We start from the raw sequence: 25,339 nt of genomic DNA, 5'->3' as shown, positions 1-25,339 counted from the left end.
ATTGCCTGACGGATCCACCAGGTTGCGTACGTCGAGAACTTGAAGCCCTTCGTGTAGTCGAACTTCTCAACTGCGCGAACGAGACCCAGATTGCCTTCCTGAATGAGGTCGAGGAAGAGCATGCCGCGGCCGGTGTAGCGCTTGGCGAGTGACACGACGAGACGAAGGTTTGCCTCGAGAAGGTGGTTCTTGGCGAGCTGACCGTCGCGCACCATCCACTTAAGGCGGCGCTCGTAGGCCTTGTCCTTAATCTTGTCGCGATCCTCGGTGATGATGTAGTTCGCGTAGAGGCCCACCTCGATACGGCGGGCGAGCTCGACCTCTTCCTCAGCAGTCAGAAGTGCGACCTTACCGATCTGCTTGAGGTAGTCCTTGACAGGGTCAGCCGTGGCGCCAGCAACGTGGATGCGCTGAGCCGGCTCGTCTGCATTATCGGAGTCCTTAACGACGAATTGGCCGGAACGCTCCTCCGCATGCAGCAACGTCCTGCGGCTCGGTTCATCATCGGCGTCAACGGGCTTCGCCTTGGCGTCGTCGTCCTCGTCGGTCTCTTCCGCGTCAGCATTTTCGTCGAGGTCTTCGTCCTCGTCTTCGATTTCGACGTCGTCGACGTCTTCAACATCGTCACCCTCAAGATCGGGCGTGACGGCGGAGTTGACTTCCTCAGCCGAGTCTTCGACGGGAGTGACGACCTTCTCAGCCTCCGCAACCTTCTGGGCCGCGGTCTTGCGAGTCGTGGTCTTCTTTGCGGCCGGAGCGGCCTTTTTCGCGGGCGCCTTAGCCGCCGTCTTCGACGCGGTGGTCTTTGATGCTGCGGACTTGGTCGCGGCGGGCTTCGCGGTCTTTGCGGCTGTGGACTTGGCCGCGGTGGTCTTGGCAGGAGCCTTCTTCGCAGCGGTCTTGGTGGTGCCCGTCTTCCGTGCGGTGGTACGACGCGCAGACGTGCCGCCATCTCCCTTCGCGTCGGTCGACGGGGTGCTTGCCGTAGTCGCTTCAGACACTTATTGCCTTCCAAAGTAGAGGACGGTCTTCCGAAAATATGAGGACCTGTTGAGCTACAACGCTAAAGATCAAAGATTTGTTCCCATACCCGATTTTTTGTGGCATGGGAACAGTGATCTTTGCGAAGTCTCCTCAGCAGGTGACGGCTCTTGCTCGCTCAATCATACATACGCGTCGATCGGCGGGCACGAGCAGGCGAGGTTCCGATCTCCGTACGGACCGTCGACCCGGCGGACCGGAGGCCAGTACTTCGAGGCAACCACAGTCCCGAGCTTTGCGGGGTCGGAAAGCGCGTCGTCGGAAACGCCTGGATAGACAGCTTCTTCGCGCGAATAGGGGTGATTCCATTCACCCACAAGAGCGGAAGCTGCCGTGTGCGGGGCGTTGATGAGCGGGTTGTCATCCGCGGGCCAGCGGCCCTCGGATACGGAACGAGCCTCGTCGTGAATCTTTTCGAGCGCCGAGCATAGCCGGTCAATTTCCCCGAGGTCTTCGGATTCGGTTGGCTCGATCATGAGAGTCCCGGGGACCGGAAACGACATCGTCGGGGCATGGAAGCCATAGTCAACGAGACGCTTCGCAACATCGTCAACGGTAATCCCGGTTTCCTCCCGGAGCGGCCGCAGGTCAATGATGCATTCGTGCCCAACAAGGCCACCCGGTCCGCGGTAGAGCACCGGCAGGATCTTGTCGAGGCGCGCGGCGACATAGTTTGCTGCGAGGACCGCCGACTGGGTTGCCATCCGGAGTCCCTCTCCTCCCATGAGGAGAATGTAGGCGTAGGAAATCGGAAGGATTCCTGCCGAACCGTAGGGGGCCTGCGAGACGGCACCGTGACCGGGGCGCTTCGCCGATTCGCTTCCCGTCACCTTATTCTCCGTGAACGGATGCGAAGGCAGGAACGGAACCAGGTGACTGCGTGCGGCGACCGGTCCCACGCCGGGACCTCCACCTCCGTGCGGGATCGCAAAGGTTTTGTGGAGATTGAGGTGGGAAACATCGCCACCAAACTCACCCGGCGCCGCAACGCCGACGAGAGCATTGAGGTTGGCACCGTCAATGTAGACCTGTCCCCCAGCATCGCGCACCTTGGCGCACACCTTCCCGACGGAATCTTCGTAGATGCCGTGCGTGGATGGGTATGTGATCATGATCGCACCAATCCGATCCCCGGCCTCCTCGATCTTCTTGTCGAGATCATTAAGGTCAACGGAACCATCGGGAGCGGTGGCCACAACGGCGACGCTGAAGCCAGCGAGTACCGCGGAGGCGGCATTCGTGCCGTGGGCCGATGCCGGGATCAGGCAGATCCGGCGATCTTCCTCCCCGCGGGCGATGTGGTATTTACGGATCGCAAGCAACCCGGCAAGCTCACCCTGTGATCCGGCGTTCGGTTGGAGGCTCACCGCGTCGTAACCGGTGGCCGAGGCTAGCCAGCTTTCCAGTTCATCGATGAGTTCAAGATATCCAACGCGGTCCGCTTCGGGAGCAAACGGGTGGATCTTTGCGAAGCCGGGCCACGTGATTGGCGACATTTCGATCGCCGAGTTGAGCTTCATCGTGCACGACCCGAGGGGGATCATGCCGCGGTCGAGCGCATAGTCCTTGTCCGCAAGCGTCTTGAGGTAGCGCATGAGAAGGGTTTCGGTGCGGTACCGATGGAACGTCGGGTGCGTTAGGTAGTCATCGTCACGGGTGAGTGAGACGGGGTATCCGGCATCGATTCCGGTCATGTCCGCCTGCGTCCCGCAGTCTTCGAGCGCGGCTACGACCTCGTCGATAACGTCCGACGTGGTGGTTTCGTCGCAGGAGAGCCGGATAGTGGATTCATCGACCTTCCAGGCGGTGATGTTGGCGGCCAGGAGGTTGCGGCGTGCCCTGTCGGCCCCGCCCGGTATTTCAAGTTCGATCGTGTCGAAGAACGAGGTGGTGTTCACGGGCACACCGACGCTACCGAGCTTCTTGGCAAGGTCCACAGTGTGTTCGTGTACGGTTTCGGCAATTCGCTTAAGCCCGTCCGGCCCATGGTAGACGGCGTAGGCGGCAGCCATCACCGCCAGGAGGACCTGAGCGGTGCAGATGTTGGACGTGGCCCTTTCGCGGCGGATGTGCTGTTCGCGGGTTTGGAGTGCGAGGCGATATGCGACCGATCCATCTGCGTCTTTGGATACTCCAACGAGGCGTCCGGGTAGTTGCCGCTTATGTGCGTCCTTGACGGCGAGGAAGCCTGCTTGTGGCCCACCTCCGGCCATGGGTACTCCGAATCGCTGGGAGTTACCGGCGACAATGTCTGCGCCCCAGCTTCCCGGGCTGGCCAGGATGGTGAGTGCGAGGAGATCGGCGGCAACGATGACGAGGGCTCCCGCCTCGTGGGCGCGTGCCGTGACTTCTTCCAGTTCGGCGAGCTCGGGCAGATGTCCAGATGCACCGGGGTACTGAATGATAATCGCCGCGACGGTGTCGTCAATCTCGGAGAAGTCGGATTCGACAAGGTTGATATCAACGGCCCGAGCGCGGGTTTGGACCACTGCGCGGGTGGCGTCAAAGACGTCGGGTGAGATGAGGACGGTGCTGCGCTTCTTAACAACCCTGTTGGCGAGCAGCATGGCTTCGGCAACGGCCGTTGCTTCGTCGAGCATCGAGGAGCCCGCGATGTCCATCCCGGTCAGTTCGGAGACGACGGTCTGGAAATTGACGAGCATTTCCAGCCTGCCCTGGCTGATTTCGGGCTGGTAGGGCGTATATGCCGTATACCAGGAAGGGTTTTCAAGAATGTTCCGGCGGATCGCGGCGGGCGTGACGGTGTCGTAGTAACCCTGCCCGATCATCGAGGTTCTGACCGTGTTCTTTTCCGAAAGCTCGGTAAGCCGCGCGAGGACCTGTTGCTCGGAGGCCGCCTCGGGAAGTCCCTCGGTGGCGCTTCTCGTGAGGCCGTGCGGGAGGGCAATGTCGGTTAGCTCGTCGAGGCTGGCAACGCCGACCTTGGCGAGCATGGCCTGACGGTCACTCCCCCACGCTCCAATGTGCCGGGGAAGAAATTCTGTCATTTCGACTCCGTGATCAGTGCCCGGTAGGCCTTAGAGTCCATGAGGTCATCTCCTGCGGCGGTCACGTCGAGTTCGTAGAGCCAGCCTTCTCCGTGCGGATCATCGGTCGCGAGCTTCGGGTCATCAACGACTGCTTCGTTGACGGCGGTAACCGTTCCGGAGGCGGGTGCGACGAGGTCGGATACGGACTTGACCGATTCGATTTCTCCGCAGGCTTCTCCAGCCGTGACTTCGTCACCGACGTCGGGGAGTTCAACATAAACGGCCTCATCGAGGGAGGTGGCCGCGAACTCGGTGATTCCGACCCGTGCGGGGCTCGTCTCCGTCAGCCATTCGTGGTCCGGACTGTACTTGCGATCGTTGGGGTACATGGGCACCTTCCTCTTTCTTAGTTGTTGCGCTGGTAGAACGGTAGCGCTGTGACGGTCATGGGTTGGTCTTTACCTCGCACGTCGGCAACGACGGCTTGGCCTTCGTCGATTCCTGGCTTCAGCAGCGCGAGCGCGATCGGGTACCCGAGCGTTGGGGATAGCACGCCGGACGTAATCTCCCCAACGTCCTCTCCGTCGATACGGATTCGTGAGCCCGCTCGGGCAGCTCGCCTGCCTTCTCCTACGAGACCGTACAGCGATGTGGCGGGATCACCGTGGGACCGAAGGGCCTGAGCGCCAACAAACTCGTGGTCGAGCTTGACGACCCGACCCTGCCCGGCACCCGCCGGGGTAACGTCACGAGAGAGTTCGTTGCCGTACAGCGGCATGCCTGCCTCGAGCCGAAGCGTGTCGCGTGCCGACAGGCCGCACGGCTGCAATCCGTGAGCCTCCCCCGCCGTGGCGATGATGTCCCACAACTGGATGGCTGCGTTCGCGTCCGCCATCACCTCGTAGCCGCGCTCACCCGTGTAACCGGTGCGGGCGAGGTGGATCGGGACGCCCGCGAGCGCATACCTGCCGTGCCGGTAGTAGCCGAGTTCAGCGACCGCTGCGCGGTCCTCTTCGTCGATGACGGAGAGGAGGATGTCGAGGCTGGCGGGGCCTTGGACGGCGATGAGGCAGCGGGATTCGGTGTTGTCCTGGATGGCGACGCGGGCTTCGATGGCGGCGGAGCGGCTGGTGAGTTCGTCGACGACCGTGAGCCGGTTGGCGCCGTTAGCTATGACGAGGAAGTCGGTGTCGTCATTGCGGTAGACGATGAGGTCGTCGATTATGCCGCCGGCCTGGTCGACCATGAGCGAGTAGCGGGCTCGACCAATCGGCATTCCCGACAGGATGTTGACGAGCGAATAGTCGAGGACCGCTCCCGCGTCGGGGCCTTCCACTCTAATCTGGCCCATGTGGGACAGGTCGAACATGCCAGCCCGTTCACGGACCGCGGTGTGTTCCTCCCTGTCGGAGGTGTAACGGAGCGGCATGTTCCATCCCGCAAAATCCGTCATCGTCGCACCAAGTTCGAGGTGCTTGGTCTCCAGGGCAGTCACATTCAAGCTCATACGGTCATTATTCCCGCTTTTTGTATGGCGCGCGACGCGATTGCCCGACTCGTTGTCCCAGGGGAGGCCGATGCTGTGGGGTGGGGCGCCACCTCCGGGCGGATAGGTGAAGCTACTATTCGCGCGGAGGGCGGTCTTCTTCCTCGTCTTCGGACTTCCACCAGGGCGGGACGATTCCCTGTTGCAGGGCGGTCCACACGAGGTCTGCCAATCGGCTCTTGAAGCGCGTCGATTTGGCACGGAAGTAGAGATGAGTGGCGAGCCGGGAGTAGCCGCACCACCAGGCGAGGTACGCGGCGCACGCGAGGGCGTGTACTCCGTCGGGTTCTCCTACTCCTTTGGCGAGGAGCGTCAGGGCGGCGTCGATGCGGGTTCGGTCGGGTGGATAGCTGGGCGGCACGAAGGCCTGGCCCACTTCGATGTTGTCCGCACCGGGCTTGCCGACGGCCCAGACGATGATCGTGTCCCTTATTGACCCCATTTGCAGCGATCCGGTGGCGGGAGTGGCCGTGGGTGGTGTGCCCTCCAATTCTTCTTGGAGCGCGCGACGCCACTGATCGTCAGCTTCTTCAGCATCGTCGAGGCTGAACATTGGGCCGCTACCTTCCGGCCGGGGCCCGTCGAAGGCCTCGATCAAGGTATCGAGGCGGTCGTTCGTCATCGCGTCAGATTCTGGTTCGTCAAGCCAACCGTGATTGGAGTAGATGCGGAAGCGGACACCGCCGTGCGAGATGATGACATCCCAGGAGAAGCCGCCCTCTCCCTTAAGTTTGTGAAGCGCTCGTGTGATCTTGAGGAGCTCCGGGTCATTGAGGTCGTGCGTGTCGGGGAAAATTAATGCAATTGCGCTTTCGGCTGGTTCGGGGGCCTCCACTTCCTTCCAGTACTCCATGTCGAGGATGCGGACCTCGGCAACGAGCTGATCATTCGTTCGGATCAGTGCGAGCTTGCCGCTGGTTTCGTAGTCCATGGCTCCGACGGCTGCGTATGACAAATGTGCGAGGGGGATGACCCCGGGTTGCGTTGCTCTCATGCCCCGATAAAACCGCAAATGCCACACCGAGAAAGCTCGAGGAAGCAAAGCTGTGGATACAGCCGGGTGCCGATAAGAGTGCCCTTTCACGTTAGAGTGGGGGCATGCATGAGTCCCTTCCCTCGATAATTTCCGATCGCACCCTTGACGCTTTGAAAGGGTATGGTTTTCCGGACGCGGATCGGGCTCTGCTCCAGTCCTTTACCGACCCAACGTTGAACCTCCTGGGTGGCGGTAAGCGGGTGCGCGGACTCCTGTCGATCGCTGGCGCTATGTGCACAACCGGGATCGAACCCTCTGACAGCGCTTTTGAAGTGGCCGCCGCAGTCGAAATCTTCCAGGGCGCGGCCCTTGTCCATGACGACATCATGGATGATTCCCCCACGAGGCGCGGACAGCCAGCCGTTCACGTGGCCTTTGCCAGCAACTTTGAGAACTCGGACCTTGTTGGCGACTCGGCAATGTTTGGACGGGATGCGGGAATCTGCTCTGGCGACTTCCTTCTCGCCCTCGCTTCTTCCCACATGCTGAAGCATGCCTCGATGCCGGCCAATCAGCGTTTCCAAACAATGTGCGCCGAGGTGGCGTTCGGACAGTTCCTCGACATTCGCGCCGAGAACATCGATCTCATTGCACTCCTGGACGGAGACAATCCGCGCGAGGCCCTTCTTGCGGCCCGGGAGGATGCTTTCTCAGTTCTTCGCCACAAGTCGGCGCGCTACTCGGTGCGCGATCCCCTCCTTATTGGTGCGGACGCCGCCGGAGCAGACGAAACGTTGCTCGACACCCTGAACAGAATCGGCTCACCCCTCGGTGAGGCCTTCCAGCTACGGGATGACGCTCTCGGTGTTGCAGGTGACCCGGCACAGACCGGCAAGCCCACCGGTGGCGATCTGCGCGAAGGTAAGCGAACCGTCCTTATCCTCACCACGCTTGCTCGCCTCGCAGGAACTCCGGAAGCAACCGAGATCGCACGCGCGCTCGGCCAGGATCTCACCGACACCCAGGTGCGGGACATAGCGGCAGCCATTGTCGACTGCGGCGCCTGGGACGAGCACGAGGAACTCATTGCCGAACGCGAACGTGCCGCCCAGCTCGCGTGGGAGGAACTCCCTGCCGGCCCCGGCAAGCACCTGCTCGACCAGCTCATGCAGCGGCTAACCAACAGGAAGCACTGAGACAGCCGCCAAGTACCGACACCAGGTAGGCGCACAGGTTGCGAGTGACTTCCCGGGTGTAACTGCGTCTGAACCTCGCGCCTAGATGCATCCATTAGGGCATCGGCCAATTAAAGATCGGGTCCCGCTCACATTTCAGCGGGACCCGATCTCAATTAATTGATGTCGTTCATGAAATTAAAGTTTCGCGTGCCAACGCGGGCACGTAAGCACCGGCGCCCAGGCAGCAAACTGGCCTTGCACAGTCAAGCAGTGCTCAGTAGGCCAACGCCGAGGCTACCCGGCGCACGGCTCGGTGCTTCCCGTCGTGCAACGCATCCATGGGGGTTGCCTCAAGCTCATCATTAAAGCGGTGTAGCCAGTCGTGCGCTTCGTCATCACTGAAGCCACTGTCGGCCAACAGGACCAGCGTGCCACGGAGGTTACCAAGAACCTCCCAGCCGTTATCAGATTCGACAAGCTGATCGCTTGTGACAACAAGAGGACCGCTAGGCCGCGTAGCGAGAAGACGTTGGTCAGAAATCATCGTTCGCACGTCTCGGAGCCGCACATTGAGCGCGTCTGCAACCTCGGGAAGGGACATCTGATCGGGCAAGACAGAGTTCACAGGAAGATGATAGGACCAATTTTTCATTTCGGTTGGCGACACGCCGCATCATCGACTAGTGTCACATCTGAACCATCTGTCACAAATTTATCACGATGAACAACATAATCATTAAGCTCATCGGTAACGTGACCTGTCTCGGAGGATCGATGTCGTACTCACGGCGCTCATTCGGCGTAACCATGGCTGCAACGGCCGCCATCGGAGCTCTTGCTCCCCTTCCCGCCTCAGCAACTGACCTTCCCGCCGACAACCCGGCGCTCAAGCTCCCGACCGCGACATACCAGGTCGCCAGCGGCGATTCGGTTTGGGAGATCTCGCAGCGCTTCGGCGTTTCGATGAACTCGATCATTGAAGCGAACGGTCTCGGCCGCAGCGCCGTGATCTACCCGGGACAGCGGCTCGAGATCCCGTCCTCCGGTTCCACCCAGTCGACTGCACCTGCCGCTTCGTCCGGATCGAACACCACCAGTTCGAGTGCGTCGGCGAAGACCTACACCGTGAAGCGCGGCGATACGCTGTCGGGAATCGCTCTGAAGAACGGCACGTCCGTGTCCGCTCTGAAGTCGAACAACGGACTCTCTTCGGACATCATCTACCCTGGACAGAAGCTGTCGCTCACGGCCTCCTCCTCGAGCAATTCTGCGAGCTCTTCTTCCTCTTCTTCAGCATCGAACGCTTCCGCGTCGGCGTCGACCTACACGGTGAAGCGCGGAGACACTCTCGGAGCCATTGCCGCTCGCCACAACACGACGGTCTCCGCGATCGTTACGGCGTCGGGACTCAAGAACGCGAACATGATCTACCCCGGTCAGGTCCTGAAGCTCAGCGGTTCAGCAAGCACGTCGACCCCGGCGAGCTCCGCTCCAAGCACTCCCGCCCCGAGCGTGGAGTCCACGACCTACACCGTCAAGCGTGGCGATACCCTCGGAGCAATTGCCTCAAAGCACGGCACCACAGTTTCGGCAATTATGCGGGCCTCGGGCCTGTCCTCGACCGTGATCTACCCGGGCCAGGTCCTGACCATGGCGGGCACCGCATCGAACACGGGCGGCGGATCCTACGATCTCGTCCCGAACACTTTCCTGCACTACACGTACCCGGATGCCACGGTTCGTTCCGCCAATGAGAACAAGGCATACCTGAACTCGATCGCCGTGCCCTCGCGTGCGGAGACTCAGGCCATGGTCCGCCAGGTAGCGATCCAGTATGGGGTCGACCCGGCACTGGCCCAGGCACACGCCTTCCGGGAGTCGGGCTTCGATGCTCGCGCGGTCTCCCCCGCAAACGCTATCGGGACCATGCAGGTCATTCCCTCTTCGGGCGAATGGGCCTCGGACCTGGTCGGCCGCGACCTGAACCTGCTTGACCCGTACGAGAACATCGTGGCCGGTGTTGTCATCATCCGTCAGCTCCAGGCAAGCGCCGGCTCGCTTGACGCCGGCATTGCTGGCTACTACCAGGGCCTTGGATCCGTGCGCCGCTACGGCATGTTCTCCGACACACAGCAGTACGTCCAGCGCGTCAAGGCCTCCATGGCACAGTTCCGTTAATCTCAATGGTCACTGCTCCCCAGCCCCGCTTACCGTCGGAGCTGGGGAGCGTCGTTTAGTCTATATACGTGAAAACTGTGCCTGATCCGCTTCTGGGGACCGTCATCGATGGACGGTACCTCATTCGTGCCCGCGTGGCGCGGGGCGGCATGGCCACCGTCTACAAGGCCCAGGATCAGCGACTGGACCGGGATGTGGCCGTCAAGGTCATGCATCCGCACCTGGCCGACCAGGACGAGTTCGTCCAGCGTTTCCACCGGGAAGCACTCGCCGCCGCAAAGCTTTCCCACCCGAACGTTGTCTCCGTCTATGACGAGGGCACCGTCGAGTCCGACACCGTCAACGCCATGGCCTACCTCGTCATGGAATACATTAGCGGCGACGATCTGCGTACCGAACTCAGCAGGCGCGGCTCTCTGCCCCTCGGTATGGCTCTGGAAATCATTCGCCAGGTTCTTGCCGCCCTCGGTTCCGCGCACCAGGCGGGCCTTATTCACCGCGACGTGAAGCCCGAGAATGTCATGCTCGTCAACGGTGACGACGTGAACGCGAAAGTCACCGACTTTGGCCTCGCCCGCGCCGTTGCGGCCGCCCGGTCAACAACCGCCGGCACCGTGCTCGGCACCGTGGCCTACCTGGCACCCGAAGTGCTCCAGGAGCAGGCGACCGCCCGATCGGACATTTATGCCGCCGGCATCATGCTCTACGAGCTCATCGCCGGTGATGTGCCGTTCACCGCCGAAACTCCCATTGCCCTGGCATACAAGCATGTCAACGACAACATGCCACGCCTGTCGACGATGGCACCGTGGATCCCGTCCTCTGTCGACTCCCTCATTGGTTTGCTCACCGCCAAGAACCCTGAGCAGCGCCCCGCTAACGGTACCGAGGCCCGGGACCGCGTCCAGGCCGTACTCAACGATCTTGATGACATCATCGCCAAGCGACGGGTCGCCGTTACCCCCACGAACCTTGACCGCACTTCGTCCGAGCGAAACAAGCTTGCACAAACCGGTTCGCACGACACCCGCACGTTCACGCCCGCCCATAAGACAGCCGTTCTCACGGCTCCCCCGGAGCAGACAAAACGGAAGATTTCCCGCGGTCATGAGATCGCCAAGCGCCGCTCTGGCTCCAACGAGGTCGCTTCCTCGACCACGTCGACGATATGGCGGTGGCTCATTATCCTCCTCCTTATCGGCGCCTCCGCTGCCGGCGTCTACTGGTATTTCACCGCCGGACCCGGCATGAGAATCGCCGTGCCTGACGTCGCTGGCAGGCAGCAGGACGCTGCCGTCACCATCATTGAGACCGTCGGACTTACCCCGGTGATCGAAACGGACTACTCGGACGATATCCGCGAAGGCTACGTCATCTCTTCCGATCCCGAGCCTGCCATGCAGATGGCAAAGAACGAGGAAGTCACGCTCACGGTTTCCCTCGGAATCGAACAGGTCACCGTTCCCTCGGTCGTTGGACTTCCCCGGGAGACGGCCACGCAGCAGCTAACGGACAACCGTCTCGAGGTGGAATACGACGAGGACTACTCCCAGACCGTCCTCGAAGGCAACGTTATCGAGCAGTCGATCGAGGGTTCCACCGAGGTCGACCATTCCTCCGTTGTTACCCTGACCGTCTCGCTCGGTCGGGAGCCCGTCGAGATTGTCGACGTCACCGGCCAGCCGCTTGAAGAAGCAACCGAGACCCTTACCGAGGTCGGCTTGGAGGTCGATACCGACAATGCCTACTCCGACGAAGTTCCCGAGGGCAACGTGATTGCACAGTCGACCTCAGGCTCAGCCTTCCGCGGTGACTCGGTGACGCTCACGATCTCCCTTGGCCCCGAGCTGTTCGAAGTTCCGGACGTCTACGGCATGTCTCGCGGCGACGCAACGGACGTGCTCGAGGAATTGGGCTTTGTTGTCGAGTACGAAGACTTCCTCGGAGGCGTCTTCAACCGGGTCCGCGAACAATCGATTCCCGCAGGTGAAGAACACCCTCGTGGCACCGTCATCACCCTCATCGTCGTCTAGGACAAGCGCAGTCTTCGACAAACGAAGTCCAGGACCCCCACGCACTTCAATATGGGTAAAGGCGTCCCATCGCGACAAATCAGATAACGGAAGAAGCGGAAGACCTGCATGGTCTGCCGCTTCTTCTTTGGTTAGAAGGCCGGCCGGTTACAGCCGGCAATCTTTAGTCTGCTACTTGTCGCTGTCTCGCAACATTTGGGAGACAAGGAACGCCAGCTCGAGCGACTGCCTGTGGTTGAGGCGCGGATCAACGAGCGTCTCGTACCGCTGAGAAAGGATCTCTTCAGACAGTTCTTCAGAGCCGCCGAGAACCTCGGTGACGGAGTCACCGGTGAGTTCGATATGAACACCGCCGGGAACCGTGCCAAGTCCGATGTGGACGTCGAAGAAGCCGCGGACTTCATCGACAACATCTTCCATGCGTCTCGTCTTGTAGCCATTCGACGCGGTGATTGTGTTGCCGTGCATCGGGTCCGTCATCCACGTAACCGGGCGCCCGTCGCTCGTAATGCCCTCGACGAGGCCGGGAAGGATCGACCTGATCTTCGAAGCACCCATGCGGGTGATAAAGGTCAGGCGGCCTTCCTCACCGTCCGGGTTGAGCTTGTCCATGAGGCGCCTGGCATCATCGACTGTTGAGGTCGGTCCAAGCTTGACACCAATGGGGTTGCGGACGTGCGAAAGCAGGTCGACGTGGGCACCGTCGACGTCGCGGGTGCGTTCACCGATCCACAGGAAGTGCGCGGACGTATTGTACGGCTTGCTGGTGCGCTGGTCGATACGAGTCATTGCCGTCTCGTATTCGAGTAGCAACGCCTCGTGAGAGGAGTACATGTCCACCGTACGCAGGTTCGGGGAGTCGATCCCCGCGGCACTCATGAAGCGGAGTGCCCAGTCGATGTCTTCCGCCATCTTCTCGTACTTCTTGTACGCCGGGTTCTCCGTAAAGCCCTTGTTCCATTCGTGCACCTTCGACATGTCGGCAAAGCCGCCACCCGTGAAGGCCCGGATCAGGTTCAGGGTTGTTGCCGAGCGATGGTAGGCATCCACCATGCGCTGCGGATCCGGGATCCGCTGCTCGGGCGTGAAGTCGTGACCGTTGACAGCATCGCCCATGTAGGAGGGCAGCTCAACGCCATCGCGGGTCTCCAGCGGGTTGGAACGCGGCTTCGCGTACTGACCCGCCATGCGCCCAATCTTCACAACCGGGAGTGCAGCCCCGTAGGTCAGGATGATCGCCATCTGCAAGATGGTCTGGATCTTTGCGCGGATACGAGCCGCGGACACAGAGTCCACAAACGTTTCGGCGCAGTCGCCGCCCTGGAGGATAAAAGTCTCTCCGCGGCCCGCCTTGGCGATCTCTTCCTTGAGCGTATCGGCCTCGCCAGCAAAGACGAGGGGCGGCATGGAGCGCAGATAGTCGCCAACGCCCCGCACCTTGTCAGCATCCGGCCAGGCAGGCTGGTGCTTGGCGGGCAGTTCCCGCCAGCGTTCGAGCGACTGGTAAATCTCATGTACTGGTTGCGATTCCACGACACCGATCCTATACAGAAGTGACCACGTGGCGGAATCCGTCCGCCACGTGGTCACCCTTTCGTTAATTTGAGTCAGTCAGATGAGTTGCTCAGTCAGCCTTGAGGGGCTGGCCGATGGTCTCCATGACCTCCTCGAACCACGGAACAAACATGTTGAACTTCTTGTGGCCTGCAATACGGTCAAACTTGATGGACTTCAGCTTGTTGCCGTCCTCCTCGTCGTGTCCGACAACGCCCGAGTCTCCGCGGAGTGCGGACTCGACGGCGTAGTCGACCATGCCCTTGATAAGGTGCAGATCCTCGGCACGCGCGCTGGCTGCACGCGAGTAGTAGCCGGACTTCTGGACCATGACCTTCTCGGCACCGAGGCGCTCGGCGAACTTGTCGGCAAACCACTGTCCAGGGTTGATCTTGTCAAGCTTGACGTGGCCGAAGGGATCGCGGGGAACCTCTTCGCCGGCCGCTTCCATCTCTTCAATGATCTCGTCGACGCCGGCACCCTCCGAGAGGAAGATGTTGACGTTGCCCTGCTCGTCCAAGACACCGCGGAGACGCTCTGCCTCGGTCTCAAGGTTGATATCCATTTCCGGCAGGTACACGGCGTGGATGTCCCAGCGTTCCTTCTTGAGGCCGGCCGAGGGCAGCCACTCCTGGGCGTCAACCCAGCGACGGTAATCGTAGGAGGCGCGTGCCGTCAGGTAGCCGCAGGCGCGTCCCATGACCTCGTGGATGATGAGCATGCGGGGCGAGGAACGGTGCTCACCGATGATGTTGATCGCATACTCGGCAGCCTCCTCAGCCGCCGTGAGGGCGCCCAGGGACTGGGCGATCGGAACAATGTCGTTGTCGATCGTCTTGGGAAGACCAACGACGGTCAGCTCGTACTGGTGCTCGTGCAGGTAGGCAGCGAGATCAGCGGCGGTCGTGTTCGTGTCGTCGCCACCGATGGTGTGAAGAACGTCAACGCCGTCCTTGCGGAGCTGCTCCGCAGCTACCTCGAGCGGGTTCTCGCCTTCCTTGACGAGGCCGCGCTTGACGAGATCGTCAACGTTCGTGAGCTTGACGCGCGAGTTACCAATGGGGGAACCGCCAAAGTTTTGAAGAACTCCTGCGTTCTTGCGTGCCTCCTCGTCGAATACGATCTTCGTGCCGGTGAGCAGGCCGTGGTAGCCGTACTCGTAGCCGACAATCTCGATTTCGGGATCCAGCTCGTTGTAGCGCTCAATGAGCCCGCCAACAGCGGAAGAAAGGCAGGGGGCGAAGCCGCCCGCAGTCAAGATAGCAACACGGTTCAATGCCATGATTAACCTTCCATTGGGAACAGTACGGATTCATTCTATCTGTCATACGATGTAAATCATGGGCCCTGAGAACAAAGACGGAATGGATGAGACCGACTGGGACCGCTACGCGGCAGAACTCGGTGACGCGTTCGATGGTGCCGATTGGCCGATTTCGGCTGTTCCTCCGACTCAGCGAGCCGCTCGGCCCCGTGACTGGGTGCAGCCCGAGCTCGATGACGAGCAACCGGAAGCGGCCGACGACGTGTTGGACGCCACGTATGAGGCCATGGGTAAACGGCCCCTTTCGACACTCGAAAAGGTCCTGCTCGCCATTGTGGGTATCGGGCTTGTTCTCATCGTCCTCAACGAAGTTTCCGTCCTCACTCTGTCCCCGACGCTCTTTATCGTTGTCGTCATAGCCGCGGCGGGTGCCGGGGTTGCCTGGGTCGTTGCTTTTGCGACCGGGGATGATGGCGACGATGGGATGAGAGTGTAGTGGCAGGACGGCTAATCCTCGAAGACAGTAGGCGCGCCCACGAGGGCACTCCCGTTCAAATGTCGTTCTCGGAACTGGGAACGGACCTGCGGGAGGCAACGTTCGTCGTTGTCGACCTCGAAACAACCGGCGGCGCGCCGGGTTCCGAAGAGATCACGGAAATCGGGGCGGTGAAGTCCCGCGGCGGCGAAGTCATCGGCGAGTTCGCCACCCTCGTGAACCCGAATCAGCCCATTCCTCCGTTCATTACCGTCCTCACCGGTATCACCACCGCCATGGTTATCGACGCCCCACGAATCGCCAAGGTCCTTCCCGCCTTCCTCGAATTCTTGGGCAACTCCCCCGACACGGTCCTTGTCGCCCACAATGCTCGATTCGACGTGGGCCACCTCAAGGCAGCGGCAGCTGCCCTTGACCTTCCCTTCCCGAAGCTCATGACGCTGGACACCGTGCAACTGGCACGCCGCACGATCAGCAAGGACGAGACCCCGAACTACAAGCTGGGAACTCTTGCCCGTGTCATCGGAACACAAACTCAGCCGAACCACCGGGCTCTGGATGATGCGAAGGCAACCGAAGAGCTCCTCCAGTTCATGCTCGGACGGCTCGGGCCGCTCGGTGTCACCCACCTCGAGGACCTGAAGACCGCGACCGATAACGTGCCGTACCGCAGGCGGACGAAAGCTCATCTCGCGGACGACCTGCCCCGCACCCCGGGCGTGTACCGGTTCATTGGCCCGTCGAACGAAGTCATGTACGTCGGCACCTCAGTCAACGTCTACAAGCGGGTCCGCCAGTACTTCACCGCTGCCGAGAAAAGGTCCCGAATTGGGGAAATGGTCGACCTTGCCGTGCGGGTCGAGGCCACATCGACCGCAACCAGGCTCGAAGCCCAGGTTCTCGAGCTTCGCGACATTCAGCAGCACAGCCCGCCCTACAACCGCCGCTCAAAGAGCCCGGAGAAGCGCCCCTGGATCGTTCTCACCAACGAACCACATCCCAGGCTCTCCATCGTTCGCTCCGTCCCGACCGACAACATGGCACATGCACTCGGGCCATTCACCTCCGCTAAGGCGGCCCGGCGAGCCAAGGACCTCCTCGAACGCGTTACCCAGATCCGCACGTGCACGACGCGGTTACCGACAGTACCTAAGCCGAATGCTCGCGCCTGCTCGCTGTTAGACATGGGGATGTGCTCTGCCCCGTGTGTCACCGGAATCCCCCAAGATGCCGTTCCCGAAACCCGGGGTTTGCTCTCGGGAACCGTAGACCGGGCCGTTGAGTCCGCAATGGACAACCTCCGGACACTGTCCTTCCGCGAAGAGTTCGAACGCGCCGCGGATGAACGGGATCGGCTGTCCGCTCTCGTCCGTACGGCGGCGCGGCACGAAAGACTCTCCCTCCTGTCGAACATCCCGGAGCTGCGAGCCTCCCGTCCCGCCGATCGCGGCTGGGAAATCATCGTCGTGCGGTGGGGAAGGCTCGCCGGATCAGCCGTTGCGAATTCCGTCCACGAGGTCCTGGGAACCGTGGAGGCGCTCTCCTCTGCAACAAAGGCCGTTGAGCCACCGGAGACCGCCTGCGGGGCTGCCCCGGTCGAAGAGACCGAGCTTCTCTACAACTGGATCACGTCGCCAACAGCTCGCCTGCTGAACTCCCCCGACCAGCCATTCGCTGTCTCTCGTTTCTCACCTTTGCGATTCACGATCGACGTGGCAGTCGAACGCACTCCATCCCGTTCGAGAGCGTAAGCTGGAGCCATTGAGGAAGCGAAAGGAATCTGCATGCTGACAGCAATTGTGCTCATCGACGCCGACAGTGGCCGCATCCCGGAGGTTGCCGAGGAACTCACCCAAATTAAGGGCGTTTCCGAGGTGTACTCCACAACCGGTGACCGCGACCTGATCGCCGTCGTCCGGGTCTCCGACCACGACAGGCTTGCCGACGTTATCGCGGACAAGATGGGCAAGGTTGAGGGCGTGATCGACACCGTCACCTACATCGCGTTCCGCGCCTACTCCCAGCACGACCTCGAGGCGGCCTTCCACATCGGACTCGACTGATGATGGTGCCCGCGTGATCGACCTGCGCAGCAGGGCCACCTAACCGAAAAGCTCCCCGGAATAGGACTGACAATCAGTTCCTACCCGGGGAGCAGTTCTATGAAGATGTCGTCATCCGGCTGTGCCGACGCGACTGCCGCCGCAAACGAGCCGCGACTAGGCGTGAGAGAGTTCGACCCAGCGGCGCAGCAGGTCGTCGGCCTTGCCCGTGTCGATCGTCTCCCGCGCAATCTCAAAGCCCCTGCCCAGGCGCTCGATAAGGGAGCCCGAGTCGGGTGCGACGAGCCTTCCGTCGGCGACCAGCGCACCCGCCGTGTTGAGAAGAACGGCGTCGCGAGCGGCGCCCTTCTCCCCCGCAAGAACCCTGCGTGCGACATCGGCGTTGAACGTGGCGTCCGCTCCTCGGAGATCCTCAACCGTGGCGGGGGCGAGTCCGAGATCGGCCGTCGCGTTAACCGCGGTGTATTCGACGGCGCCGTCCCGCACTTCCCACACGTGGTTGACGGCAACCGCGTTCAGTTCGTCCATGCCGTTGTCGCCGCGGAACACGAGAGCATCGTTACCGCGGTCCGCAAGAACGCCGGCAACAATCGGTGCGTGGTGCGCGGACGACACGCCGATGGCCCCGGCACGGGGCCGTGCCGGGTTGGTCAGCGGGCCAAGAACGTTAAACGCTGTACCGACCGCAAGCTCGCGGCGGGCGACCGCAGCGTGTCGCATTGACGGGTGGAACAGGTTAGCGAACAGGAAGGTGATACCAAGCTCGGAGAAGTTGTCGACCACGCGTTCCTTCGGAAGGTTCAGATCAACACCGAGAGCCTCCAGACAGTCCGCCGAACCCGATGACGACGACGAGGCACGGTTGCCGTGCTTGACAACCTTGACACCCGCTGCCGCAATGACGAGCGAGGACATCGTCGAGATGTTGACCGTCTTCAGGCGGTCGCCACCCGTTCCCACGATGTCGAGCGTGTCGCGGTCAAGTTCAATCGGGGTGGCATGCTCCAGCATGGCGTCGGCAAGACCCCGGAGTTCCGCGATCGTCTCGCCCTTCGTGGCAAGCGCCGTGAGGAACCCTGCGAGGATCACCGGGGACGTTTGCCCGGACATGACTTCGTCCATGGCCCAACGAGTGTCTTCCAGCGCGAGGTCCTCGCGCCGGATCAACCGGGAAGTGAGTTCAGACCAGGTGCGGTCACTCATCGTGCGTTCGCTCCCATGAGGAGCTTTGTCACCTTCTGCTGGATGTCGCGGGGGTTAATCGGGAAGGTCGTCATTTCCTCCGCCTGCGACCAGCGGCCCAGCCACTCGTCTTGCGGGCGGGCAATGAGGAGGAGAACCGGCGGGCATGCTTCGACCTCGTCTTTGAGCTGCTTGGCGAGACCCATGCCGCCAACCTTGCTGGCCTCACCATCGAAGATCAGCAGGTCGAACGTTTCCTTCTCGAGAAGATCCTCGATGCCAAACTCGGTCGCTGCCTCAAACCACTCGATTGTGGGCGCGCCCTTGCCAGGCCTGCGGCCAACGGTCATCCGCACCTCATCGCGCGTTGCCCGGTCATCGCTGTAGATCATGACCTTGGCGGTTGCCTTGGTCGTCGCGACAGCCGCGTCCTGAGATCGTACGAGATCCGACATTCTGTCCTCCATCCGGAAACGTTTCTATGCAGGTTTCATCCTATCGCGAACGGGACAATTCGGGGCACGCCGTCCGTACGCGTCTTTCGCAACGGAACACTGCGCAATTTACTAAGGAAACGCCAATCAGCTATGGTGTAAGCCTCAAAGATCGGACTAATTCGCTTGTTTGATGAGATTTAACTGCGACTAATGGGACATTTCACGCGGATCTGGGACTTTCATCCCAAGAAATGCAGAAGTCCCGGGATTTTTAAGACATAATGTCCACTGTGAGTACAGCAACTTCGGCTGCCCATCGTGCGCCACACGTAACGCGTCCCAATGTCCTGTCCGTGGGCATCATCGTCTGGCTTTCCAGCGAGCTGATGTTCTTCGCGGGCCTGTTCGCCATGTACTTCACGCACCGCTCCGTTGCGGGCGAAGCTGCGTGGAGCCAGGCGGCCGAGTCATTGAACGTGCCCTTTGCAGCCATCAATACCCTGATCCTGATGACCTCGTCCATCACGTGCCAGTTCGGCGTGTGGAAGGCTGAGAAGATGATCGCCCGCCGCGAGGGGTCTTTCCTTGACCTTCGGAAGTGGGGCATGACCGAGTGGTACATGCTGTCCTTCTTCCTCGGAGCGATCTTCGTTTGCCTCCAGATCTTCGAGTACTACGAGCTCGTCACGCACGGCGTAACGATCAGTGGAAGCAGCTACGGATCGGTCTTTTACATCACGACCGGTTTCCACGCCATCCACGTTATCGGTGGTCTCATTGCTTTCCTTCTGATTATCGGCCGCACGTCGATCACGAGGAAGTTCAGCCACCGCGAGGCATCCACCGCAGTCGTCACGTCCTACTACTGGCACTTCGTTGACGTCATCTGGATCGCCCTGTTCTTCATCATTTACGTTCTCAAATGATGATCACCGTTTCCCGTCCCTACTCAATCACTGAAGAAGCGAGGCCATCATCGTGAAGATCTCCGCCATGGTCAGAAGGAACCGGTACGCCCCGGTCGTCCTTCTGCTGTTTGCACTGTTCTTGACGGCCGGAATCTACTCAGTCGTGGCCCCCGGTAGCGCTACCGCCACCCAGGGCACCTCGGAAGCTAACGTCCAGGAGGGCGAGGCCATCTTTGAGGCGAACTGCGCCTCCTGCCACGGCCCGGATGCTGCCGGCACCGATATCGCACCGTCACTCACCGGTGTGGGAGCTGCCTCCGTCCACTTCCAGATGATCACGGGTCGTATGCCGATGGCGAATAACTCGCCCCAGGCCGAAGTGAAGGACGTTCAGTTCACCGAAGAGCAGATTTACGACGTCTCCGCGTACGTTGCAACGCTTGGCCCCGGCCCGGCAATTCCGTCCGCAGACTTGGTCGATCCCGCGAAGGGCGATCCGGCTTCCGGCATGGAGCTCTTCCGCACGAACTGCTCCATGTGCCACAACGCCGTTGGTGCCGGTGGCGCACTTTCCGAGGGCAAGGTCGCCCCGTCCCTCATGGACTCCACTCCGACGGAGATCTACGAGGCCATGGTGACCGGCCCGCAGTCGATGCCTGTGTTCAATGACGCCAACATCACCGAACAGGGTAAGCAGGATATCATTTCCTATATCGACCACCAGCAGAACGCCGAGTCGATCGGCGGCAACAACCTGGGTTCTGTTGGCCCCGTTGTTGAAGGCATGTGGATCTGGATCGTCGGCATTGGCGGACTCTGCCTCATTGCCGTTTGGATTGGAGCGAAGAAGTCTTGAGCAAGGACATTCAGTCAGCATCGACGCTGAGCAATGACCCCGAGGAGAGGTTTGAGAATCCGGGGCTGCCCCCGCACACTCCTCGGAAGAATGAGTCGAAGCCGGGCCTGAAGAAGCTCGACTCCGCAATCGTCACGGGTGTCTTCTCGCTGTCGGCACTCGCGTCGCTCGCAGCGGTCGTCCTCTACTTCGTGCTCCCGGACTACTCGACGCTCGGCAATATCCGCCTCGGCAACCTCGTCCTTGGACTGGGGCTTGCCATCGGTTTCGGCGGTATTGGCTTCGCAGCCGTCTACTGGGCGAAGGCCCTCATGAACGACGAGGAGATGGTTGAGGAGCGTCCCACCTCCCGCACGTCCCCCGAGGAGCGCGCCGAGGCCATGGAGATCATGCGCCAGGGCGTCGCCGATTCCGGCGTCGCTCGCCGCCCGTTCATCACGGCCGCTCTCGGCGGTGCCCTTGCCCTCGTCCCCCTGCCCTTCCTTGTTCCCCTGGTCGCGAACCTGGGTGAAGAGGACGGCTGGGACATCAGCAAGCTGAAGCACACCATGTGGGCTAGGGGCAAGCGCCTCATGACTGACGGGCCGCACGACATGTCGCGCCCCATCAAGATGGATGACGTAACGATTGGTTCGGTCTTCCACGTCATTCCCGAGGGACTCAACGATCTCTCCCACGAAGAGGGCTACGCGGACGAGAAGGCCAAGGCCGTCGTTCTTGTGATCCGTCTCGATGAGAAGGACCTCAAGCAGCCCGAGAACTCACTCGATGGCATCGTTGCCTTCTCGAAGATTTGCACGCACGTTGGTTGCCCCGTGGCTCTCTACGAGCAGCAGACTCACCATCTGCTCTGCCCCTGCCACCAGTCGACATTCGATGTCTCCGACGGCGCGAAGGTTGTGTTCGGCCCGGCTAAGCGGCCCCTGCCGCAGTTGCCGATCACCGTTGACGAAGAGGGCTACCTCATTGCCGAGGGCGATTTCCCCGAACCTGTCGGCCCGAGCTACTGGGAGCGTAAGAAGTGACCACTCCGAAGTATTCACAAAAGCCGAAGCAGTCCGGCGGAGCGTACAACTATGTTGACGAACGCGTCGGCATGTCCGGTGTCATCAAGGGGTTTGCGCGCAAGCTGTTCCCCGACCACTGGTCGTTCCTCCTCGGTGAGGTAGCGCTTTACTCGTTCATCACCCTCATTCTCACGGGTATCTTCCTCGCAATGTTCTTTGTCCCTTCGATGGCGACGACAACATATCCGCTGGATGCTCTTCCCGCAACCGAACAGGGCAACCACGTGTCGGAGGCGTACGCATCCACCCTGAAGATCTCGTTCGAGGTCAAGGGCGGTCTCCTCATGCGCCAGATGCACCACTGGGCGGCACTGCTGTTCATGGCATCGATCGTGGCCCACATGTTCCGCGTGTTCTTCACCGGCGCATTCCGCAAGCCCCGCGAGCTCAACTGGGTCGTTGGCTTCACGCTTCTCATCCTTGGCCTGCTCGCCGGCTTCACCGGCTACTCCCTGCCCGATGACGTCCTGTCAGGCAACGGCCTGCGCATTGCCGACGGCGTTGCGAAAGCAATACCAATCCTCGGTACGTGGGTGTCGTTTGGGCTATTCGGTGGCGAATTCCCGGGCATGGACATCATTCCCAGGCTGTTCACGCTTCACATCCTCGTTGTTCCCGGCCTGATCCTGGCACTTGTTGGACTGCATCTCCTCATGGTTGTCATCCACAAGCACACCCAGTACCCCGGCCCGGGCCACAAGGAAGATAACGTGGTCGGATATCCCGTATTCCCGGTGTACGCGGCGAAGGCAGGCGGATTCTTCTTTATCGTGTTTGGCTTCATCGCGCTATTGGGCGCCACGTTGTCGATCAACAACGTGTGGAGTTACGGCGGGTATGACCCATCCCCCGTCTCTGCCGGCGCCCAGCCTGACTGGTACATGCTGTTCTTGGAAGGGGCACTACGCCTCATGCCAGGTTGGGAATTCGAGTGGCTTGGCTTCACGTTCTCGATGAGCATCCTCATCCCCGGCGTGGTCATCCCCGGAATTCTGTTCACCGCGCTTGCCGCATACCCCTTCATCGAGGCATATGCGACAGGCGACAAGCGGGAGCACCACATCCTCGACCGTCCCCGAAACGTCCCCGTACGTACCGCTATCGGCTGCATCATCATTGTCGAGTTCTTCATTCTCGTGATCGCGGGAAGTAACGACATTTTGGCAACCCACTTCGAGCTGTCTCTTAACGGCATTACGTGGGCTCTGCGAATAGCATTCCTCATCGCACCGTTCATCACCTTCTGGTTAGTTAAACGCATCTGCCTGTCCCTCCAGAGGCGAGACCGCGAACTCGCCATGCACGGACGAGCAACCGGACGCGTCGTGCAGACCCCGGATGGCGCATTCCACTCGGTTCACCGTCCCCTCGACGACTACGAGCTGTGGACCCTCGTCCAGCACGATCTGCACCGCCCGCTCAAGGTCGGTTCGGACACCGACGCAGACGGAATCGTCCGCAACGATTACAAGTCGCTCAAGCGCCGCTCGGCCGTCTCCCGGTTCTTCTTCGAAGACCGCGTTGAGCCGGTCACGAAGAGCGAACTCGCGGCCGCACAGGCATCGCATCACCAGTTGGACCACAGCTCGCAGTCCACATCCGTTGCTCAGCTCGAGCGCACGGACCAGGACGAGATCGAGTCCTGATTTCGCCATGAGCGGGTTTGCTAGATAGCAGGCCCACTCATGAGTAAGACTAGTAAGACAAAGGTCCCGGTCAATACGAACGACTGGGCAGACTTGGAGGAATGACACCATGGCACAGTACACACTGCCTGAGCTCGACTACGATTACGCTGCTCTCGAGCCGCACATCTCCGGCAAGATCATGGAGCTGCACCACAGCAAGCACCACAACACCTACGTAACCGGCGCAAACTCGGCTCTGGAAGCCATCGCTGCCGCTCAGGAGTCCGGCGACTTCGCATCGCTGAACCTGGCCCAGAGGAACCTGACCTTCAACCTCGGTGGTCACATCAACCACTCGATCTTCTGGAAGAACCTCTCCCCCAACGGTGGCGGCGAGCCCGAGGGCGAGCTCATGGAGTCCATCAAGGACGCATTCGGCTCCTTCGACACCTTCGTCAAGCAGTTCACCGCAGTTGCCACGGGGATCCAGGGCTCCGGCTGGTCCGTCCTTGCCTACGACTCGGTCGCAGGTAAGCTCACCACCTTCCAGCTTTACGATCAGGCGAACAACGTTCCCGTCGGCACCCTGCCGATCCTCATGCTCGACATGTGGGAGCACGCCTTCTACCTCGACTACCTGAACGTCAAGGCTGACTACGTCAAGGCATTCTGGAATCTCGTCAACTGGCAGGACGTTGCCAGCCGCCTCGAGGACGCCAAGAAGACCGTTATCGTCAAGTAGCGTGAATACCCGGGAAACCGGACACTGACTCCACTGTGGGCGGTTGGCTTAGCCAGCCGCCCACAGTCGTCTCTACACAATCCTGATGTCTATCTCTACACGTAGCTCATGTCGAACTGTCGCTCCTCGTGACCAACGGCTTCCACCCGGTCACAAAGCCCGACGGCTCTCGGTTCCCACAGTCCATTCACCACAGCAGTGTTATCGGTAGTGCCACAGCAACTGACCGTAATCCGGCACCCTAACCAAATTTGCCGCCGTTGCAGGTGGGCCGAAATGCTACGTCAAACCCCGCGGTCCAGATCTTGCTTCGGTCAAATGCCCAGCCGAGCCAGAGCCGCTGCGACTTATCGCATTGTGGCAAGTTCAACAGGACAACCGTGCTCCGAAAAGTGCCGCGATAGTAGCAGTACCAAGCCCAATGGCGCACGATGTTTACGGCGGTAACAAGCCACTTCGGTGGATATGCTTCAAGAGACCCACCGAATTCTGCGCAGAGAAATCCCTATTTCTCAATGCACGTTGGAATACTCACCCTCGCGATCCTGGCTATTCGGTGGGAGTGCACGGTTAAATTGACGTAAACACCATCCGGGACTTTCGTCCCGATGTTTTAGGCGTGTTCCGTATAGAGAGAAAACAATGACCACGGGGAACAATAACGAGTTCTGGGGGCAGGGCCAACACCATGGCCAGCAGCCCGGCTACGATCAGGGCTTCCACCAGCAGCCCGGTAGCTTCCAGAACCATGACCAGGGACAGTCTGCCGCGAATCCGGATGACGGTGGCATGCTCGCCGGGAATCCGTACCAGCAACAACAGTCGCCCTACGGCCCGCAGCCGTCCGGAGCACGGCAAGGGTTTGGCAACCAGTCGTACGGTCAGCAACCTTACGGACAGGCCTACGGCTCAGCGCCGAATAACGAGCCGCCCCACAACTCAAACGCCACGGCCTGGATTATCCTCGGCATCGTCATCGTCGCGATCCTCGCAATCGGTGCAGCGATCTTCTTTGTGCTCGGTGGAGACGACGATCGCACCGCAGGCTCCGACATCTCGGGTGCTCCGAGCGATACCGTCGACAACCGAAGCGGTCAGGGAACCGATTCTCCTGACCAGAATCCCACAACGGTCGACAGCAATCCCACGATGGACCCCGCGGACAGCAGTCCCGGCCCCGACGGCAAACCCAGTCGCGCA

The 25,339-nt window shown here is 60.9% G+C and carries 21 protein-coding genes and 1 pseudogene; 12 read left to right on the top strand and 10 right to left on the bottom strand.

The features are described from left to right. The 5 genes from ACTHUY_RS11335 to ACTHUY_RS11315 form a co-directional block, all read right to left on the bottom strand. Positions 1–1,001: sigma-70 family RNA polymerase sigma factor (locus ACTHUY_RS11335; RefSeq protein WP_441678895.1), on the bottom strand; the 1,001-nt coding region annotated here is incomplete at its 3' end. Positions 1,002–1,163: 162 nt separating this feature from the next. Beyond that, positions 1,164–4,049: an aminomethyl-transferring glycine dehydrogenase gene (gene gcvP / locus ACTHUY_RS11330; RefSeq protein ID WP_441674988.1), complete on the bottom strand. Its 2,886-nt coding sequence runs from the start codon at positions 4,047–4,049 to the stop codon at positions 1,164–1,166. Further along, the gene (gene gcvH / locus ACTHUY_RS11325) at positions 4,046–4,420 is read right to left on the bottom strand and encodes a glycine cleavage system protein GcvH (RefSeq protein WP_441654190.1); all 375 of its coding nucleotides are present in this window, start codon (positions 4,418–4,420) and stop codon (positions 4,046–4,048) included. Before gcvH ends, gcvP begins: the two co-directional genes overlap by 4 nt. 17 nt (positions 4,421–4,437) lie before the next feature. Beyond that, the gene (gene gcvT / locus ACTHUY_RS11320; RefSeq protein WP_441654189.1) at positions 4,438–5,538 is read right to left on the bottom strand and encodes a glycine cleavage system aminomethyltransferase GcvT; all 1,101 of its coding nucleotides are present in this window, start codon (positions 5,536–5,538) and stop codon (positions 4,438–4,440) included. Positions 5,539–5,653: 115 nt separating this feature from the next. Continuing rightward, positions 5,654–6,571, bottom strand: coding sequence for a hypothetical protein (locus tag ACTHUY_RS11315; protein ID WP_441654188.1), 918 nt, complete (start codon positions 6,569–6,571; stop codon positions 5,654–5,656). Between the two features lie 104 nt (positions 6,572–6,675). Between ACTHUY_RS11315 and ACTHUY_RS11310 the strand changes: the two genes are divergently transcribed. After that, positions 6,676–7,749 (top strand): polyprenyl synthetase family protein, encoded by a 1,074-nt coding sequence (locus ACTHUY_RS11310; protein WP_441654187.1) that lies wholly within the window; start codon positions 6,676–6,678, stop codon positions 7,747–7,749. Positions 7,750–8,005: 256 nt separating this feature from the next. On the opposite strand, the gene ACTHUY_RS11305 is transcribed toward ACTHUY_RS11310, so the two are convergent. Further along, complete coding sequence (locus ACTHUY_RS11305; RefSeq protein WP_441654186.1) at positions 8,006–8,356, bottom strand: Rv2175c family DNA-binding protein; 351 nt, start codon at positions 8,354–8,356, stop codon at positions 8,006–8,008. Positions 8,357–8,451: 95 nt separating this feature from the next. Between ACTHUY_RS11305 and ACTHUY_RS11300 the strand changes: the two genes are divergently transcribed. After that, positions 8,452–9,909, top strand: a complete 1,458-nt coding sequence (locus ACTHUY_RS11300) for a LysM peptidoglycan-binding domain-containing protein (RefSeq protein WP_441654185.1) — start codon at positions 8,452–8,454, stop codon at positions 9,907–9,909. Positions 9,910–9,977: 68 nt separating this feature from the next. Continuing rightward, entirely contained in the window at positions 9,978–11,942 is a 1,965-nt protein-coding gene (gene pknB / locus ACTHUY_RS11295) for a Stk1 family PASTA domain-containing Ser/Thr kinase (RefSeq protein WP_441654184.1), read from the top strand. A gap of 171 nt (positions 11,943–12,113) precedes the next feature. On the opposite strand, the gene ACTHUY_RS11290 is transcribed toward pknB, so the two are convergent. Continuing rightward, entirely contained in the window at positions 12,114–13,475 is a 1,362-nt protein-coding gene (locus tag ACTHUY_RS11290; RefSeq protein ID WP_441674990.1) for a class II 3-deoxy-7-phosphoheptulonate synthase, read from the bottom strand. Between the two features lie 91 nt (positions 13,476–13,566). Then, positions 13,567–14,778, bottom strand: a complete 1,212-nt coding sequence (locus ACTHUY_RS11285; protein ID WP_441654182.1) for a pyrophosphate--fructose-6-phosphate 1-phosphotransferase — start codon at positions 14,776–14,778, stop codon at positions 13,567–13,569. Between the two features lie 58 nt (positions 14,779–14,836). On the opposite strand from ACTHUY_RS11285, the gene ACTHUY_RS11280 reads away from it, so the two are divergent. The 3 genes from ACTHUY_RS11280 to ACTHUY_RS11270 are packed head-to-tail and all read left to right on the top strand — an operon-like array spanning position 14,837 to position 17,319. Beyond that, positions 14,837–15,256, top strand: a complete 420-nt coding sequence (locus ACTHUY_RS11280; protein WP_441674992.1) for a hypothetical protein — start codon at positions 14,837–14,839, stop codon at positions 15,254–15,256. Next, on the top strand, positions 15,256–17,007 hold the full coding sequence (locus ACTHUY_RS11275; RefSeq protein ID WP_441674993.1) for a DEDD exonuclease domain-containing protein: 1,752 nt from the start codon (positions 15,256–15,258) through the stop codon (positions 17,005–17,007). Before ACTHUY_RS11280 ends, ACTHUY_RS11275 begins: the two co-directional genes overlap by 1 nt. Before the next feature lie 33 nt (positions 17,008–17,040). Continuing rightward, on the top strand, positions 17,041–17,319 hold the full coding sequence (locus tag ACTHUY_RS11270; protein ID WP_126703167.1) for an Lrp/AsnC family transcriptional regulator: 279 nt from the start codon (positions 17,041–17,043) through the stop codon (positions 17,317–17,319). 156 nt (positions 17,320–17,475) lie between these two features. Here the strand turns inward: ACTHUY_RS11270 and trpD are convergent, their stop codons facing one another. Beyond that, on the bottom strand, positions 17,476–18,522 hold the full coding sequence (trpD, locus tag ACTHUY_RS11265; protein ID WP_441654179.1) for an anthranilate phosphoribosyltransferase: 1,047 nt from the start codon (positions 18,520–18,522) through the stop codon (positions 17,476–17,478). Then, on the bottom strand, positions 18,519–18,956 hold the full coding sequence (locus ACTHUY_RS11260) for a hypothetical protein (RefSeq protein WP_126703165.1): 438 nt from the start codon (positions 18,954–18,956) through the stop codon (positions 18,519–18,521). Before ACTHUY_RS11260 ends, trpD begins: the two co-directional genes overlap by 4 nt. Positions 18,957–19,228: 272 nt before the next feature. Here ACTHUY_RS11260 and ctaE point away from each other — a divergent pair, with 272 nt between their 5' ends. The 6 genes and pseudogenes from ctaE to ACTHUY_RS11230 all read left to right on the top strand — a co-directional run. Further along, positions 19,229–19,864, top strand: a complete 636-nt coding sequence (gene ctaE / locus ACTHUY_RS11255) for an aa3-type cytochrome oxidase subunit III (protein ID WP_228201553.1) — start codon at positions 19,229–19,231, stop codon at positions 19,862–19,864. 52 nt (positions 19,865–19,916) lie between these two features. Continuing rightward, positions 19,917–20,702: a cytochrome bc1 complex diheme cytochrome c subunit gene (gene qcrC, locus ACTHUY_RS11250; protein WP_441654178.1), complete on the top strand. Its 786-nt coding sequence runs from the start codon at positions 19,917–19,919 to the stop codon at positions 20,700–20,702. Further along, positions 20,699–21,727: a cytochrome bc1 complex Rieske iron-sulfur subunit gene (gene qcrA, locus ACTHUY_RS11245; RefSeq protein ID WP_441654177.1), complete on the top strand. Its 1,029-nt coding sequence runs from the start codon at positions 20,699–20,701 to the stop codon at positions 21,725–21,727. The genes qcrC and qcrA overlap by 4 nt, the downstream gene beginning before the upstream one ends. Next, positions 21,724–23,415 (top strand): cytochrome bc1 complex cytochrome b subunit, encoded by a 1,692-nt coding sequence (qcrB, locus tag ACTHUY_RS11240; protein WP_441674995.1) that lies wholly within the window; start codon positions 21,724–21,726, stop codon positions 23,413–23,415. The genes qcrA and qcrB overlap by 4 nt, the downstream gene beginning before the upstream one ends. Positions 23,416–23,524: 109 nt before the next feature. After that, on the top strand, positions 23,525–24,139 hold the full coding sequence (locus ACTHUY_RS11235; RefSeq protein ID WP_441654175.1) for a superoxide dismutase: 615 nt from the start codon (positions 23,525–23,527) through the stop codon (positions 24,137–24,139). Positions 24,140–24,781: 642 nt separating this feature from the next. Further along, positions 24,782–25,339 (top strand): annotated as a pseudogene (locus tag ACTHUY_RS11230) (hypothetical protein); the annotation flags it as partial.

This window comes from Flaviflexus sp. (assembly GCF_052087705.1).
Taxonomy (GTDB): Bacteria; Actinomycetota; Actinomycetes; order Actinomycetales; family Actinomycetaceae; genus Flaviflexus; species Flaviflexus ciconiae.
Note: the sequence above shows the minus strand (reverse complement) of the source record. Positions and strands in the feature narration are given on the sequence as shown.

Bases quoted from the DNA above. Each gene is read 5' to 3' on its own strand.
- ACTHUY_RS11300 (WP_441654185.1), top strand. From the start codon at position 8,452: ATGAACAACATAATCATTAAGCTCATCGGTAACGTGACCTGTCTCGGA.
- gcvT (WP_441654189.1), bottom strand. From the start codon at position 5,538: ATGAGCTTGAATGTGACTGCCCTGGAGACCAAGCACCTCGAACTTGGT.
- ACTHUY_RS11235 (WP_441654175.1), top strand. From the start codon at position 23,525: ATGGCACAGTACACACTGCCTGAGCTCGACTACGATTACGCTGCTCTC.
- trpD (WP_441654179.1), bottom strand. From the start codon at position 18,522: ATGAGTGACCGCACCTGGTCTGAACTCACTTCCCGGTTGATCCGGCGC.
- ACTHUY_RS11310 (WP_441654187.1), top strand. From the start codon at position 6,676: ATGCATGAGTCCCTTCCCTCGATAATTTCCGATCGCACCCTTGACGCT.
- gcvH (WP_441654190.1), bottom strand. From the start codon at position 4,420: ATGTACCCCAACGATCGCAAGTACAGTCCGGACCACGAATGGCTGACG.
- ACTHUY_RS11285 (WP_441654182.1), bottom strand. From the start codon at position 14,778: ATGGCATTGAACCGTGTTGCTATCTTGACTGCGGGCGGCTTCGCCCCC.
- ACTHUY_RS11315 (WP_441654188.1), bottom strand. From the start codon at position 6,571: ATGAGAGCAACGCAACCCGGGGTCATCCCCCTCGCACATTTGTCATAC.
- ACTHUY_RS11280 (WP_441674992.1), top strand. From the start codon at position 14,837: ATGGGCCCTGAGAACAAAGACGGAATGGATGAGACCGACTGGGACCGC.
- gcvP (WP_441674988.1), bottom strand. From the start codon at position 4,049: ATGACAGAATTTCTTCCCCGGCACATTGGAGCGTGGGGGAGTGACCGT.
- ACTHUY_RS11270 (WP_126703167.1), top strand. From the start codon at position 17,041: ATGCTGACAGCAATTGTGCTCATCGACGCCGACAGTGGCCGCATCCCG.
- ACTHUY_RS11260 (WP_126703165.1), bottom strand. From the start codon at position 18,956: ATGTCGGATCTCGTACGATCTCAGGACGCGGCTGTCGCGACGACCAAG.